At 37.8% G+C, this 16,468-nt stretch carries 15 protein-coding genes; 4 read left to right on the top strand and 11 right to left on the bottom strand.

Going from position 1 to position 16,468, the window contains the following annotated elements; all coding sequences use genetic code 11:
• Positions 1 to 21 precede the first annotated feature (21 nt).
• The 10 genes from flgK to ACQKMV_RS01020 all read right to left on the bottom strand — a co-directional run bounded on the left by flgK (position 22) and on the right by ACQKMV_RS01020 (position 9,430).
• Positions 22 to 1,563 carry a flagellar hook-associated protein FlgK gene (flgK, locus tag ACQKMV_RS01065; protein WP_427501995.1) on the bottom strand — a complete coding sequence of 514 codons (1,542 nt, stop codon included), beginning with the start codon at positions 1,561 to 1,563 and terminating at the stop codon, positions 22 to 24.
• A 34-nt stretch (positions 1,564 to 1,597) separates the two neighbouring features.
• Complete coding sequence (locus ACQKMV_RS01060) at positions 1,598 to 2,098, bottom strand: flagellar protein FlgN (RefSeq protein ID WP_427501994.1); 501 nt, start codon at positions 2,096 to 2,098, stop codon at positions 1,598 to 1,600.
• A gap of 27 nt (positions 2,099 to 2,125) precedes the next feature.
• A complete protein-coding gene (gene flgM / locus ACQKMV_RS01055) occupies positions 2,126 to 2,386 on the bottom strand; it encodes a flagellar biosynthesis anti-sigma factor FlgM (RefSeq protein WP_427501993.1) in 261 nt (86 codons plus the stop codon).
• A 185-nt stretch (positions 2,387 to 2,571) separates the two neighbouring features.
• A complete protein-coding gene (locus ACQKMV_RS01050) occupies positions 2,572 to 2,985 on the bottom strand; it encodes a TIGR03826 family flagellar region protein (RefSeq protein ID WP_427501992.1) in 414 nt (137 codons plus the stop codon).
• An 82-nt stretch (positions 2,986 to 3,067) separates the two neighbouring features.
• Positions 3,068 to 3,658, bottom strand: coding sequence for a ComF family protein (locus tag ACQKMV_RS01045; RefSeq protein WP_427501991.1), 591 nt, complete (start codon positions 3,656 to 3,658; stop codon positions 3,068 to 3,070).
• Positions 3,655 to 5,022 (bottom strand): DEAD/DEAH box helicase, encoded by a 1,368-nt coding sequence (locus tag ACQKMV_RS01040; RefSeq protein ID WP_427501990.1) that lies wholly within the window; start codon positions 5,020 to 5,022, stop codon positions 3,655 to 3,657. Before ACQKMV_RS01040 ends, ACQKMV_RS01045 begins: the two co-directional genes overlap by 4 nt.
• Before the next feature lie 227 nt (positions 5,023 to 5,249).
• Positions 5,250 to 6,092 (bottom strand): DegV family protein, encoded by an 843-nt coding sequence (locus tag ACQKMV_RS01035; protein WP_427501989.1) that lies wholly within the window; start codon positions 6,090 to 6,092, stop codon positions 5,250 to 5,252.
• A gap of 603 nt (positions 6,093 to 6,695) precedes the next feature.
• A complete protein-coding gene (locus ACQKMV_RS01030; RefSeq protein ID WP_427501988.1) occupies positions 6,696 to 7,259 on the bottom strand; it encodes a nuclear transport factor 2 family protein in 564 nt (187 codons plus the stop codon).
• Positions 7,260 to 7,571: 312 nt separating this feature from the next.
• Entirely contained in the window at positions 7,572 to 8,246 is a 675-nt protein-coding gene (locus tag ACQKMV_RS01025) for a response regulator (protein WP_249073460.1), read from the bottom strand.
• A 38-nt stretch (positions 8,247 to 8,284) separates the two neighbouring features.
• Complete coding sequence (locus ACQKMV_RS01020; RefSeq protein ID WP_427501987.1) at positions 8,285 to 9,430, bottom strand: sensor histidine kinase; 1,146 nt, start codon at positions 9,428 to 9,430, stop codon at positions 8,285 to 8,287.
• 165 nt (positions 9,431 to 9,595) lie between these two features.
• On the opposite strand from ACQKMV_RS01020, the gene ACQKMV_RS01015 reads away from it, so the two are divergent.
• Entirely contained in the window at positions 9,596 to 10,231 is a 636-nt protein-coding gene (locus tag ACQKMV_RS01015) for a YigZ family protein (protein WP_427501986.1), read from the top strand.
• 147 nt (positions 10,232 to 10,378) lie between these two features.
• Positions 10,379 to 11,437, top strand: a complete 1,059-nt coding sequence (locus tag ACQKMV_RS01010; RefSeq protein WP_427501985.1) for an LCP family protein — start codon at positions 10,379 to 10,381, stop codon at positions 11,435 to 11,437.
• A gap of 464 nt (positions 11,438 to 11,901) precedes the next feature.
• Here ACQKMV_RS01010 and ACQKMV_RS01005 read toward each other — a convergent pair whose 3' ends face one another.
• Complete coding sequence (locus ACQKMV_RS01005) at positions 11,902 to 12,966, bottom strand: glycosyltransferase family 4 protein (RefSeq protein ID WP_427501984.1); 1,065 nt, start codon at positions 12,964 to 12,966, stop codon at positions 11,902 to 11,904.
• Positions 12,967 to 13,190: 224 nt separating this feature from the next.
• Between ACQKMV_RS01005 and secA2 the strand changes: the two genes are divergently transcribed.
• The gene (secA2, locus tag ACQKMV_RS01000) at positions 13,191 to 15,554 is read left to right on the top strand and encodes an accessory Sec system translocase SecA2 (protein ID WP_427501983.1); all 2,364 of its coding nucleotides are present in this window, start codon (positions 13,191 to 13,193) and stop codon (positions 15,552 to 15,554) included.
• On the top strand, positions 15,554 to 16,453 hold the full coding sequence (locus ACQKMV_RS00995; protein WP_427501982.1) for an accessory Sec system S-layer assembly protein: 900 nt from the start codon (positions 15,554 to 15,556) through the stop codon (positions 16,451 to 16,453). The genes secA2 and ACQKMV_RS00995 overlap by 1 nt, the downstream gene beginning before the upstream one ends.
• Positions 16,454 to 16,468: the final 15 nt, after the last annotated feature.

Below are 16,468 nucleotides of genomic sequence, written 5' to 3'. Positions count from 1 at the left end.
CTCCTTTCAGTTAAGTGGCTATTATAGCCCTACTCTCCCCATACCATTGATGATTTTATCTAATGTTTCATCTACCACTGTAATCATACGTGCATTGGCATTGTATGCTTGCTGGAATGTAATCATATTCGTCATCTCTTCATCTAAGGAAACGGAATTCATTGAATCACGACGCTTAGAAATTTCCAAATGACTTGTTTCAAAGTTAAATGCATGACGCTCAGCTTCTTGTCCCTTTACTGCTAAATCCCCTACTAACGATTTATAATAGTTTTGGAATGTGCCTTTCTTTAAGTTATCTTGAGCCTGTAATTGTAGCGCTGCTAACTTGCGCATGTTTAAGTTATTACCTTCCTCACCCGCCGTATCAGATACCGCTACCTTCTTCGGATCAGTAATTACTACGTTAAAATCACGTGCAGTCGTTCCAGAGAAAAAGTTTTGACCTGTACTATCATCTAAACCAAAACCTTTACTATGAACTTCATTAAATTTTGTTATAAATTCATTTGCTAGATTATCTAAATTAGCAAGCATTTCTGGATAAGTACCTTGTCCACCGCTATGTCCATATGCGTCAATTAATGCACGTAATGTACCTTTACCAGGTTCCATTTGACTGTAATCAATTGCAATTCCATTCGCTGGATCCCCTGGTGGTTCGCCAACAGCAGCAATTTTAATTTCTTTAAAGTTATCATAGCCCCCTGTTGCTTGATCATCTACATCACCATCAATGCGCTGATTGTTTGTGTCCATAGTTGCAATTGCAGCATATTGTCCACCATCCACTAATTTAATAGGAGTACCATCCGCTGATACATATGTAATCGTCATTGAACCTTCAGCTACAGCTTTTGCTAAACCACCTGATTTTTGCATTGAAACAGTTACAGGAATATATTCATTTAACTGATCTACTAATACATCACGTGCATCATATAAATCATTTGGCACATAACCATTAGGCTCAACTTCTTGAATTTGTTTATTAAGGGCTGCAATTTGTTTAAGAATTGAATTCACTTTATCCGTCGAAACATTAATTTCATTCCCGATATTACCTTGGATCTGTTTTAGCTGTCTATCCATATATTTAAATGACTCAGCAGTTGCAATTCCTTTTGAAATTAATACTTGACGTGCAGCTGTATCTTTTGGATTGTCAATAACGTCCTCCATTGACTTCCAAAAATCTGTAAATGATTGGTTAATACCAAACTCTGAAGGCTCTGACATGATATCTTCCATCTGCGAAATCGATTTTGCCTTTGAATCCCAATAACCCAACTTATTCGTTTCTTGACGATATTGTCGATCGGTAAATTGATCGCGGAGGCGTTGAATCGAGCTTACTTCTACCCCTGTTCCAAGATGTCCTGGATAGGTAGGCTGATTTAAGCCTGCACTTGGAAAACCAGGAGTCGCTTGCATATTTGCCCGTTGGCGAGTGAACCCTAATGTATTTGCATTGGAAATATTATGTCCTGTTGTGTATAAAGCTGTTTGTTGTGTAAATAAACCACTTTTACTAGCTTCTAAGCCCATAAATGTTGAGCGCATTCTTTTTCCTCCCTTAGAACCGTTTTACAGCAATTTATGCTTGAGAATCAAAATATGATTTTTTTGCCATTGTATTTGTACCTCGAACTTCCTTACCAGAATAGTTGATTTGCTCAGGACGAGGTTGTAAAGCGTCCAATGTTAAGTTGACAAATTGTAATGATTGGAACACTAGCTTTTGATTTAAATCGTTTTGGTTTTTTAAGTCATTGATGATTTGCAATAATCGATTGCGCACTGCTGAAAGCGTGTCTTTTTCAGTCTGTTGTTCAGCAGCCTCGATGACATCAGCGACAGTTGTTTTGTCAGTTGAAGCAAATCCTTTTGCTTCAAGGTAGTCCGTTACCTGTTTCTGACGCTGTTGCTCGAGCTTATCGATGGCCGCTACATGCGCCTGCTCATCCTTGAGCATTTGGTCCAGTGCTTCGATATTCCCAACTGTAATGATTTCTGTTTTTTTAATGGCTATTTCAAGTAAGCTTTTATGCATTCTTTCTAGCTTTGTTAATGTAGAACAGATCGCTTCTGTAGACATTTTGCTAAGCACCCTTTCTGATATTCCTTAGAAACGATAATATTTCAGCATATCTTCTGCAACTTTGCGAGCGTTCACTTTGTATTCACCAGAAGCGATATCTTCTTTTAATTGTTTTACGCGTTCTGCACGCTCTGTGCTGTATGTTGATACTCCTTGCATCTCCTGTGCAGTCTTTGAAATTTCGATTTTATCTGCGAAGGATGCCTTGTTAGCACCTGATTTTACATTGCGCACCTGATTTTTATAGGCGTTCACTGCATTAACCCCATAAGATGTAATTTTCATTTAATCCCCCCTAACTAAAAAGCTTTCTTACTATTATTTCGGATTGTCTCACATAATGTTAAGTTTTCAAATATAAAAAAGTGTGCTAATTTTGTTTAAAATTAACACACTTTAAACCTATCAATTATGCCTCGGCATAATTGCGTCCTGAATCGGCTTTGTGTTTGGACACTCGCTTAAAGAAGTTAGCGTTTTCGTTCTGCGTGATATGTTACACGATCACGTTCTGCCACACTGTCACGGAACTCCTTCGCTGCTTCAAATGTACGTAAATCCGACTTCAATTCATCCTGACATTTTGTACAAAGTTTGCCTTTTGTCGTTAGATGACCACAGTTGTCACATGGATATCCAAGATTAGGGAACATCGCAGGCTGCAAGCGCCCCTTGCGTACCCATCTATATAATAGCTCCTCTTCAGCTCCAGTTGCTTCAACAATACGTTCTACTGTCGCAGCACGGTTTTCACGTTTACGTAGAAAGCGATAAACGATTTGATATAACTCTTCTTCAGATTGAGCACATTTATGACATACTTCTCTGACCCCTATATAATTAAAAAACTCATTACATTTCGGACAATTACGAACCTCAGCCATCTACTATTCCTCCTCTTACATATAACTGCTAAATACGAATCTTATTTACACGTAATCTATTATACACAATGCTTTAGCATTTTCATCCATTAATTAGTGTGAAGCTTTTGACATTTTTGGCACCTGCATTTAATAAAGCCTCAGTAGCATGCCTTAAAGTCGTTCCTGTAGTTTTTATATCGTCAAAAAGAAGATATTCTTTATGCTCTACATGTGCTTCAGTCATCAGACGGAAAAGGGGTGTTGCTTGGATTCGTTGCTCTCTATTTTTGGAGCTTTGTGTTTCTGCCGTTGTCTTTTCTAAAAGTTGTATAAAAGGAATATTAGCAGCCTTTAATAGTTCCTCCATATGCGAAAAGGTACGTTCCCTTTGTTTGAGGGGGTGCATAGGAATTGGTATTATGGTTGCTTTTTCATGTTTGAATCGCGCATGTAGTTCCTGCCGAAATACTTTCGCGAGAGCGACATCCTGAAGAAATTTATATTGATGCAAATAATCCTTCATCGCATCGTTATATTGATAAAGTGCAGTTGTTGTTTGGGAAAGTTCAAATCGAACTGAACACCTATCACAGATGGTTGGTTGAAATTGTTTTGTTAAAAGTATTTTCCATAAAATTACTGATTGCAGTGGCTGTGCGCATAATAAGCAAAGTGTTTCAATTTTATTCATTGAGGAAATCCTTTCTTATTATAATATTGAATTTTTGTACGTGCATCATCCATTTCAGCTGTAACGCCATGATGAAAAAATACGACGTCTCCATCTGCAAAATCAGCATTTCTTCCAACCCGCCCAGCGATTTGTATAAGTGCACTTGAAGTAAAAATTGTTGATTCTGCTCCAATAACTGCAACCTGGACATTCTTTATCGTAATTCCTCTTTCTAAAATAGTTGTTGTCAATAAACCCGGAACTTCTTCATGACGTAGTTTAAGCACTTTTTCTTTACGCTCTGGATCTTCGGCATGTACCGCCATAATGCTTGCATTTAATAACTGGAAAAGAGGCGTTGCTATTTTCATTAACTCTACTTTCGGGAAAAATAATAGAAAAGGCTCTTTGCGTGCAAGGCGCTCCTCTGTCCATTGTTTTAGCTTTCGTGGGATCTTTCCTCGTTTTAAGCTTTTTTCATAGCCCCATAGGGAATTAAATCGAGGGACTGGTAATGGACGATTATGATAGCGCTTCGGGATAAATGAATAGCTTTTATTTTGATACTGAGTAAGTAATTTATGCGAAGGTGTAGCTGTGACCAACAATATTGGTGCGTTTTCTGTTTTTGCCTTTTGCACAGCATTTTGTAAGGTTTCGTCAAATGTATACGGAAATGCATCAGCCTCATCAACAATCATGACATCAAACGCCCGTTCAAAACGATAAAGCTGATGAGTTGTAGCCAACACAAGCTGTGCGTAACCCTCCTGCTTTGGTGATCCACCATATAAAGCATGGATTATCGTTTGCGGGAAAACATTTTGAAAGCGTGGATATAACTCTAGTACTACATCTGTACGAGGCGTAGCGATACATACCCGTAAGCCCTGCTCTAACGCATAATGTACAGTCGGAAAAAGCAGCTCTGTTTTTCCTGCTCCACATACTGCATGGATAAGATGAGACCGTTTAGCTTTCACACTTTCTAGCATTTCATTTGCTGCCCGCTGTTGAAGCATTGTAAATTGCCCTGCCCATTCGAGTGAATGCTTTCTTGTTCTAATTGGGCGAGGGCCTGTCCAGATTATCAATTGCGTACAGCTACTCACCCTCCCCATATTCAAGCAATGTCTACAATATATACATTGCTGCTGGCACCTTGAACAATCAAATATTGTAAATTGCTGGGTATCAATATTATGGCAACGATTGCATTTTAGATGTGGCTCTTTTTGAATTCCTTCTATTATAAGCAAGTATTTGTGATTGATTGATTTCTCGATATCTACTGTTGAAAATGGGGCGTGCTCCTTTAACCAAATACGTCCTTCATGAAAATCTCGTAATGCAGGTGGCAATAACCAACCTTTGTATTTCATTGCTTTGCTCCTTTCATGTGGGTGATTTTTATCAGCGATTTTCGTGAGTTTATCAGCGATTTTTGATCTTTTATCAGCGATGTTGGCGGGTTTATCAGCGATTCTCTTACTTTTATCAGCGATGTTAAAGAATTACCGGCGATCCACCGCTTCACCCGACAAAACGGTATGCCCAAAAATAAAAAAACAGCCTCTACACTTCGCTGTAGAGACCGTCTCACTTAAGATTATTTTTTTGTCCAGCCTAGCCCCATTGAGCCTTCACCTAAGTGTGTGCCAATTACGGGACCGAAATAGCTCAATGTAAAGTTAACGTTCGGGTAAGTTGCTGCTAGTTGTGCTAGCCATTCTTCTGCTTCAGCCTGGCAATTGCCGTGGATCACGACAGCGTCCAGTGCTTCATACTTTTGAACATCCTCAGCTAGTAGCTCCTCCGCACGCTTTAATGCTTTTTTACGCGTACGAATTTTTTCAAAAGGTACAATGACCTTGTCCACAAAATGTAGTACCGGCTTTACTTGTAATAAGCCGCCAATTAATGCCGCTGCTGAAGACAGACGTCCCCCACGTTGTAAGTGCCCTAAGTCGTCTACAATGAAGTAAGCACGGATTGTCTGCTTCATGTCCGCCAATGTTGCGAGAATTTCTTTTGCAGAAAAGCCCTGAGCCGCCATTTCAGCTGCTCGCAGAGCGTAAAAACCCTGCACCGCACAGGATATTTCACTATCAAAAGCGTACATATCAATGCCTTCCACCATTTCGCCTGCTTGAATTGCACCTTGATATGTTCCACTGATGCCACTTGATAAATGAATAGATATTACCTCATCATACTCTTTTGCCAGCTCTTCAAAGAGAGCGACAAATTCGCCAATTGGGGGCTGCGTTGTTTTTGGAAATTCTTTTGCCCCGCGTACTTTATCATAAAATTCAGATGCCGTGATATCTACTTCTTCTGCAAATAATTGCCCTGAGATATTTACACTTAACGGAATCATATGAATGTTTAAGCGTGCTCGTTCCTCAGCTGAAATATATGCAGTACTATCTGTTACGATTGCTGTCCTCATCCATGTCCACTCTCCTATTCTACATAGTTTACAATCAATTGCGCCTCGGCGCAATTGTTGCTGTAACTTTGCTTTCGCTACAGATTAAAAATGTTGTCCGGATTTTGAATTGCTCTCAGGCCTGCATGAGGGCCAACACGATGTCGGTCATTTCGGTAATGCCACAAGACGTGGCGTTCTTAGACTGAGTTCCCCTATTTCAGTAGGTATCTATTAAGATAAAAAGAAATGAATGTGAAATGAATTACGACATTGCGTAATCTTGTCCGAATGCTGAATAAGAATAAGTACTCTTTCATCACTCTAGACATCTGCTAAATTATTAAATTTAGCATCCATTTCACATTCATTTTCTATGTATACTTCTCTTAGCAAAACTAAATTCGACAGAGGTTAATCTTCATCCAATTAGTCCTTCTTATAGTGAATGAAGGCTCATCACCATATGGGTTCATTTCCGTTCCAAATAGGGCCGTTTGGCGTAATGCTTTTCGCTTCGTTCCTCTACCTTGCTCGCACTAGTGTCTTTACTTTGACGCTAATCCTCCGAAAATCGCCCAACCTCAACTCTTAGCGATGAGCTTGAATGAAGATATCCTCATTTTATTTGCCAGTACTTGCTTTCGTGTCATCTCCAGTATAAAAGACGCTAGTGACCTTCCATTGTCCATCTTCTTTGACGAACACTGTAACTTGTTGTCCTACACTTTCATGCTTTACATTTGTTGTAGTTTGTACAAAATGCGATGTTATATTTGAATAGACCTGTGCTTCATTTTCGCTATATTTTATAATCGTAGTATCTTTAGCATCTCGTTTAACGTCTGACTGTTTAAATACTTCTGTAATGTAGTTCTTTTCTCCTTCATAATTGAAACCTTTTGGATTCTTTGAGAGTGTTTGCATATAACGATCAATTTCTTTTGAATTGAGAGCTGCAATATATTCATTAAAGGCTGCTAATATCGCTTTGTTTTCTTCAGCAGGGATATTTTCTGCCTTTGTTATTTTCCCACCATTCATTTCAAACCCGACGGTTCCATTATCAATGATTTTTTGTCTTTCTTCAGCACTCATTTCATCATCTTTTTTATTACCACAGGCAGTTAACACTAATGTAGTTAACATTAATAAGGTAAAAACTGCTAGAAAACTTTTCTTTAACATCAAAAAACCTCCCGCGCATATTGTAGCATATAAATCCCGTTGTAGGAATTTTGTTGTGCATTTTCAACATTTAGGCGTTACATCTTCCTTATGACGCCCATGGTTTTAAAATGTTGCACTATTTATGTGATCACTATGTATAAATTGTTACACTTTATAAAGATTCGTCACACACAGGGGTGGGACGGAGTGAATAGGTATGCAGCTATGATTCCGCCACAATTGCTGCAGTTTATTTTCACAAAAAAACTGCTTTAAAAACTACTAAATAATATAGTAGCCTTTAAAAACAGCTTTAAATTCAATGTGCTATTAGCGTACTTCAACCCAGCCATTTTTGATGGCTGTAACAACAGCTTGTGTACGGTCGTTTACATTCATTTTTTGTAAAATGCTTGAAACGTGGTTTTTAACAGTTTTTTCAGAAATGAACAGTGTCTCACCAATTGTACGGTTAGATTGTCCATCTGTTAATAATTGTAATACTTCACATTCACGTTTTGTTAGTAAATGGAATGGGCGACGAATTTCTGTTTGATGGAAGTTACCTTTATTTTCATGCTCAGAAAGACGACGGAATTCCGCTACTAAATTTTTTGTTACTTTTGGATGTAGATAAGATCCGCCATTCGCAACTACTTTAATGGCCTCAACGATTTCGTCAGCATCCATCTCTTTTAGCATATAGCCAAGTGATCCTGATTTTAGCGCGTGTGTTACGTATGTTTCATCATCATGGATTGATAACATAATAACCTTCGCATCTGGGAATTCATTAATTAAATCTGCCGTTGCCTCTACTCCATTTTTCCCCGGCATATTAATGTCCATTAATACAACATCTGGTTGATTTTCAGCATATAAAGAAACCACATCTGTACCATCATCACCTTCTGCTACCACATCAAACGTATCTTCAAAGTCTAAAATACGTTTTACTCCTTCGCGGAATAGCTGGTGATCGTCTACAATTATAATCTTCGTCATTTGTCTTTACCCCCTAAATTTCTCCAACAATCGTTTTACTATACTTTTAACGGAATTTTAAATAATACCGTCGTCCCTCGATTTATCTCACTTGTAATTGAGATTGTCCCATCCAAAATTTCGATACGTTCTTTCATACCTAAAATCCCAAAGGAATGGTCTTTAACTACCTCCGGATCGAAACCGATACCATCGTCCTTTACAACAATATTTACGGCATCGCTCAACCACTCAAGTTTAACCCAGATATCCTTACATTTACCGTGTTTCATGGCATTTGTTACACATTCCTGCACTAATCGGAAAATAGATACTTCATAGTTTGATGGTATGCGCTTTTCAGTGCTTCTCGATTGGAAATGAACTTCAACTCCAGGATTATATTCAGTCACTGTCGATAAGTATTTTTTTAATGTCGGAACAATTCCCAAATCATCAAGTGCCATTGGTCTTAAGTCATAGATTATACGTCGCACCTCTGATAATGCATTACGCACCGTTTTCTTTAAATCAACAATTTCAGCCAAAGCATATTCAATGCCTTTTTCACGATACGTTCTGTCTATTAAATCAGTGCGCATTAGTACATTTGCTAGCATCTGAGCAGGTCCATCATGAATTTCCCTAGATAGACGTTTACGCTCCTCTTCTTGTGCTGCAATAATACGTATACCAAAATCTTGTTTCATTTTTGCTTGTTCAAGTGCTAAACCAACATTTTTTAAATCTGAAGTTAAGTAATTCAAAACGACATTTACTTGATTGACAATATGATCTGCACGTTCAATCGTATCGAGTAATGCTCTTAATCTTCTCTCTAGATCATCTCTTTTATCACGTAGCTGCTTTTCTTGTGTTCTAATAACGGAGAGCTTCAATTGAAAATCATGTGCAGTTTCATATGCATCTCTAACTTGTTCTTCGGTATAATTATCAAAAGCTTTACTCACTAACACAAGTCTTTGCTTAGCAAGCTGTGTACTTTTTTCTAAAGCATCGCCTTCATCAATAACAATTGAAACTTGTTTTCGAACAATTTCTAGCTCTATTTTCATATCTTCGAAGCTTCTTCGGCTTTGTTCACTTATAATAAAGATATCATCTTTTGAGCTCATGATTGTTTCTAACATTCGATTAAATATGCCATCAAGCGACTTTAAATCGAAGGTATCATTTGAAAACATAGTATACTCCCCAGTCTAATGTCTTATGATTACTTACCATTTTAATAGACCAATTTCATATATTCCATAGTCTACACCTATTATATCATCACCATGTTAAAATTTAATGCTTTTTCTTTATGAAAATTATAGAATAGAACTCTACTTAAAAGGAGATTGAAACTGATGAGAGAAAACTATCTAACAGCAAAAGGATATGGAGAAAGCGAAATTGTTATTTCTAAATCTCGCTTTCTTACTTATATAGAACGTGCAGAAACGGAAGAGGATGCAATTTCTTTTATTGAACGCATAAAAAAAATGCATCATAATGCGACACACAATTGTTCAGCCTATATAATTGGAGAGCATGATCATATTCAAAAAGCAAATGATGACGGGGAACCTAGTGGTACAGCTGGCGTCCCTATGTTAGAGGTTCTAAAAAAACAAGGATTAAAGGATACGGTCGTTGTCGTCACACGCTACTTCGGTGGCATTAAGCTTGGCGGTGGCGGTCTTATTCGTGCGTATGGAAAAGCGACAACAGAAGGTTTACTCGCTGCCCAAGTAGTTGAACGCAAGCTTCATCATATTATGAATATTGCCATTGATTACACATGGCTTGGTAAAGTAGAAAATGAAATTCGAGGTTCTTCGTATACATTAGAAGAAATTCGCTATTTGGAAGGCGTCGAAATTATTGTATCTGTATTAAAAGAGGAAGAAGAACATTTCCGAAACTGGGTAACGGAAATGACAAACGGACAAGCAAACATTACTTTGGAGAATGTTCAATTTATTGAATTTGTTGTGAAATAAATAGTTTTAATTGTCGAAAGCTAAATATCCATAGTATAATTTTAATATTGAGCTATTTTATCATTTACTCATATTTTAAAGGTACATGACTAAAGTATAGTTTAATCGCATTATTATTCCCAAAATTCAGAGGAGAATATATCAAATATGAATAATAGAACTAAAAAAAGCAAAAAGAGGTCTTCAAAAGCTTCCCTAATTATAAAAGTTTCCCTTCTTCTTGTTGCTAGTTTACTAATTTGCGCAACGGCTTATGGTGTTTATATTACGAAGCAAGTTAAGCATGCAGCAGACTCAGCACATGAAGAATTAAAAGGTCGAGACATTTCTGCACTTCGTGATGAGAAAGTAGAACCAGTACATGATAATGTTTCAATCCTATTTGTCGGTGTTGATGATAGTGAAAATCGCGGGCAAGGCTCTGAACACTCACGTTCCGACGCACTAATCTTAGCAACATTAAACAATAAAACAAAAACAATTAAAATGTTGAGTATCCCTCGAGATTCTTATGTATATATTCCTTCTGTAGGACATAAGGATAAAATTACTCATGCACATGCCTATGGTGGAACACTTTCAACAATTGATACAGTAGAAAAACTATTAGATGTGCCGATTGATTATTATGTTCGTATGAACTTTAATGCGTTTATTGACGTTGTTGATGCATTAGGTGGAATCGAAGCTGAAGTGCCGTATAAATTACACGAAAAAGACGAATTCGATCGCAATGCCATCAACTTAGAACCTGGTATGCAGCATTTAAACGGAAGTCAGGCACTTGCACTAGCAAGAACACGTAAGCAAGACAATGATATTGAACGCGGCAAGCGTCAACAAGAGATTTTAACGGCGATTATCAATAAAGTTTCTTCTGTAGAATCCATTTCAAAATACGATGATGTCATTAAAGCACTTGGTGATAACATGAAGACAAATATGACATTTAGTGAAATGAAATCATTCCTATCCTATTTATCACAAGGGATGCCACGTATTGATTCTTTAACATTAGATGGTGCAGACGATATGTCTACTGGTGTTTACTACTATAAATTAAAACAAGAATCGGTTGATGAAATATCTGAAACGCTCAAAAACCACCTTGGCACTAATAAAGCATCTAGTAGCTTAACGAATAACAATTCTAATAAAGCTAACGCTGTTGGCGATGATACAACAAATAACAATAACTCTCAGTAACTATAAAAGCCTTTCCACTTTTAAATAAATTTGTGGAAAGGCTTTTTGTATGGCATGATTTTGTGATGTTTTTTTAGCGAGGAAATTACTGTCTGGGACACAAATAGATTTGAACTTTTCACCATGTTATTCGAGCAATTCTAGGGTCTACCTGAGCGATTTTCCACTGTACCCGAGCAGTTTTCCGGTCTTCCTGATCACTTTCCGGCCCTACCCGAGCAGTTTTCCGGTCTACCTGATCACTTTCCGACCCTACCCGAGCAGTTTCCCGGTCTTCCTGAGTACTCTTTCACCTTGACCAAGCGATTCTCCACTCTACCCGAGTTTTTTCACGTAGCCCCGAACTTCTTTCAATTATGTTACCCTGAACACGTTCACTTTCCTCTATACTTCCAAAGTAAACTACATGAAGCGGGATACAAAAAAAGCAATCATACATGAAAATGGATGATTGCTTTAACGTTTTATTTATTAAATATCCGCACAAAATTCAATAGTGGTTTGTAGTTTTTACCCGCGAGTCCGATGACTTCAACCAAAACTTCAATTGCAGTTAATATGACAGCTACGAGTAAAATCGCACCCCATACTTTTGCCATAGAGAAAATGATGGCTGCTAATCCAAACATGATGGCAATCCCATAAATAATGAGTACTGTTTGGCGATGTGTGAAGCCCATATCCAGTAAACGGTGATGCAAATGTGATTTATCTGGATCAGACCATTTTTTCTTCATCCGTACACGACGGACAATCGCAAAGAATGTATCAGAAATTGGCACACCTAGTATAATAATTGGGACAATTAATGCAACGACCGTAACATTTTTAAATCCAAGCAATGCGAGCACTGATATCATGAAGCCAAGGAATAAGGCCCCTGTATCACCCATGAAGATTTTCGCTGGGTGGAAATTGTAAAATAAAAATCCAAATGTTGCTGCTGCTAAAATGGCAGCGATTGCTAACACGAACATATTGCCCATAATAATTGCCATGATAGCTAAAGTAATGAGGGCAATCGTTGAAACGCCTGCCGCTAAACCATCTAAGCCATCGATTAAATTAATGGCATTGGTAATCCCAACAATCCAAAGAATTGTTAAAGGAATACTTAGGAATCCAAAATTTAATTCACCTACAAATGGCAAGGTAATCATATCAATTTGAATGCCACCTACAAAAATAACGATAAGTGCCGCAATAAGCTGGCCAACTAATTTGGCCTTTGCGGAAATTTCACGCATGTCATCTACGACACCTGTTGCTACGATAATGCAAGCACCAATAATAATTGCAAGTAAAAAATTACTACCATTTTCATTGATTATCAAAATCGGCTGAAATATAGCTACAGCTATTAAAAAAGAAAGGAAGATCGCCAATCCGCCAAGTCTTGGCATAATTCGTGCATGTACTTTTCGATAGTTTGGTGCATCGACTGCACCTATTTTGAACGCTAATCGTTTAACTAGTGGAGTTAACAATATTGAAGCAACGAATGCTGCTATTAAAGACACGTAGAGCATGTCTCTCCTCCTCAAAAAATAATCTACATTTAAATCCAAATTGATTATAGCACGAACAGGCGCCGAAATATACTTTTTCTATTTATTTTCCACTATTTCACAAATATTTTTCCTCTTTTTCAATTTGGAAGAATGCTTCATGTCAAATGTAGTCACCATTCGTAAAATTTGATAAAATAATGTAGTGTCTAGCATTTAGACAACTTAAAAGGAGCGTAAATTTCATGTTCTCAATTTTTAAACGCAACAATGAGCAAACTAGTGCTCGTCAATTAAAACGCTACTATAAAATAGTAGAACAGATTAATAGTCTTGAAGAAAACTATGTCAATAAGTCAGATGATGAATTAAAAGAAATGACTTTTATTTTCAAGGATCGTTTAGAACAAGGTGAACCAATTACATCTATCATCCCAGACGCATTTGCTGTAGTACGCGAAGCCTCAAAACGTGTATTAGGTATGCGTCATTTTGATGTACAGCTTATCGGTGGTCTTGTTTTAACTGAAGGCAATATTGCAGAAATGCCTACAGGTGAAGGTAAAACGCTTGTCGCTTCCCTTCCTTCCTATGTACGCGCATTAGAAGGTAACGGTGTTCACGTCATTACGGTTAATGACTATCTAGCTAAGCGTGACTACGAGCTTGTCGGTCAAATCCATCGTTTCCTTGGCCTAACAGTTGGTTTAAATATACCAATGATGGAGCCGGATGCAAAAAAAGAAGCCTATAACGCAGATATAACATATGGTGTAGGTACTGAATTCGGATTTGACTACTTACGTGACAACATGGCACATAGCTTGGCAGATAAAGTACAGCGTCCTTATCATTTCGCCATTATCGATGAAGTCGATAGTGTACTTATTGATGAGGCAAAAACACCACTTATTATCGCTGGGAAAATGGGTGCGAATGATGAACTACATCGCATTTCTTCTATGCTAGCTAAACGTTTTAAAGAAGAAGAAGATTACGATTTTGATGATGAAACAAAAGCTACTTCTTTAACAGATAAAGGCATTGAAAAGGTTGAGGCTGCCTTCAATGTTGACAATCTATATGATCTTGAACACCAAACACTTTACCATTACGTTATCCAAGCAGTTCGTGCCCATGTGATGTTCAAGCGTGATGTTGATTACATCGTAAAAGATGACAAAATCGAGCTTGTCGATATGTTCACAGGTCGTATTTTAGAAGGTCGTTCGCTATCTGATGGCTTACATCAAGCGATAGAAGCAAAAGAAGGCGTAACGATTACTGAAGAAAACAAAGCACAGGCTCAGATTACCATTCAGAACTATTTCCGTATGTATCCGAAGCTTTCCGGGATGACGGGTACGGCGAAAACACAGGAAAAAGAAATTCGCGAAGTGTACGGCATGGAAGTTATTCAAATTCCAACAAACCGCACACGTCAACGTGTCGATCAGCCTGATATTATTTTCAACAAACAAGAAGATAAATATAAGTACGTAGCAGCTGAAGCTAAACGTCGTCACGAAAAGGGACAACCTGTCTTAATTGGAACAACGTCAATACTGCAATCTGAAACAGTTGCCGAACACTTAAAGAAAGAAGGCTTAAAATTCCAATTGCTGAACGCTAAAACAGTTGAGCAAGAAGTTGAGCTGATTTCACAAGCTGGTCAGAAAGGTCGTATTACTGTCGCAACAAATATGGCTGGCCGCGGTACAGATATTGTGCTAGAAGAAGCAGTTCACGCGCTCGGAGGCTTATATGTCATCGGTACTGAAAAGCATGAAAGCCGCCGTGTAGATAACCAGCTGCGCGGTCGTTCAGGTCGCCAAGGTGACGTAGGTGAAAGCCGCTTCATTCTCTCTATTGAAGATGATATGTTCCGCCGTTATGCAAAAGAAGAGGTTGAAAAATTCTCTGAAAAAATGGTTGTCGATGAAAAAGGCATTATCCAAAATAAAGAGGCTCAAGAACTTATTAACCGTACACAACGTATTGTTGAAGGCTCTCAATACGGTATGCGTGAATACAACTTAAAATTAGATGATGTTATCAATGACCAGCGTACAGTTATTTACGGTCTACGTGATAAAATTTTAACTGGTGAAGATTTAATGGGTGAGCTGAAAAAAATGCTAAGTGAAGCGGTTGATTTCGCTGTTCGCGAAGCTGCTTCAGATGATCTCCCTTCAGTGGAATGGGATTACGATCAAATGGAGAGTTCTCTCAACTCACTATTCATGACTCCTGTCACAATTGACCGTGAAGTGGGCAAAGTAAAACAAATTTTAGCTGATATTCAGCCTTCTGAACAAGAGCTACTTGATCGTATGGGCAAATTTGCTGAAAACGAAGAAGTATTAGCAATTATTCCACAAGTAATGCTAAGCTACCTAGATAGTGGCTGGGTGAAACATTTAGAAAACATGGCACACTTAAAAGAAGGAATCGGCTTACGCCATTACCAACAAGAAGACCCGATGCGAATTTACCAACGTGAAGGTCTTGAATTATTCGGTAAAAATTTCCAAGAATTGCGTCGTTCTATTATTATAGAAATTACAGGCTTCATGAAAATGATTGAAGCACAAATGGAGGTACAATAATGGGCTTATTCTCATTCTTTAAAAAATCAGACAAGGTTGTACAAGAAAACACAATTGACTCTAAAGACTTATTAGGAAGTGTTACTACGAATAATAGCGATAATCGTGATGTCGAGACTAAGCTATCATTCCATCCAGAATGGGATGTTCCACAAGAGCAAAAGTACATTTTTAATTTCCTTGCTAACGAGCTAGAACCATTGAAGCCAAATCAATTATCACTTTCTTCTATTAGTATCGAAGAAGATAAGCGTTCTAAAAAATGGCAAGTACGTGCATTTTTCCGTTCATCATTACCTCAAGCAATTGAGCTAGGTGAAATCGAGCTTTTCATTATGGATAAAAATGACGAGCTTGTAGCATCTAAAAAATTCGATTTTGCAGCACTTGGCACAATTCCAGCAGAAAGTGCTCGTCCATGGGTATTTGATTTTGAAAAATCGACGATCAAAGTCGATGAAGTACCAGAAGATGGCTGGAAAATCGCATTCAACCTCGTTTCCCTTCGTGGTCACCAATTAGAATTGGACCCATCATGGGAAAAACAACTGCCTGAAGCACAAAAAGAAGAACTTGCAAAAATCGTAAAAACTTTACCTAAGTTAGGTGAAACAGAAGTAAACTTCACTGGCCTACAAGCGAAACTTGCTGACAATGGTAATTTAAATGTGTCTATCTTCATTCGTAACGGACATAATAAAGCTATTAATCTAGAACAATTACCACTAGAAATTATTGATGCAACAGGCAAACAAGTTGCTAACGGTTCATTTAAAATGGATCCAATATTAACTGTACAACCAAACTCAACAAAGCCATGGACATTTATCTTCCCTGCAGAACTTGTTGACGCTAAAGATGCCGATCTTACTCGTTGGACAGCACGTGTAACACAATAAAGTGTTTAAAAACCC

The sequence above is a fragment of the Lysinibacillus sp. NPDC094403 genome (assembly GCF_050278745.1).
Lineage (GTDB): Bacteria > Bacillota > Bacilli > Bacillales_A > Planococcaceae > Lysinibacillus.
The sequence above is the reverse complement of the archived record's forward strand: the minus strand, read 5'-3'. Positions and strand labels throughout refer to the sequence as shown.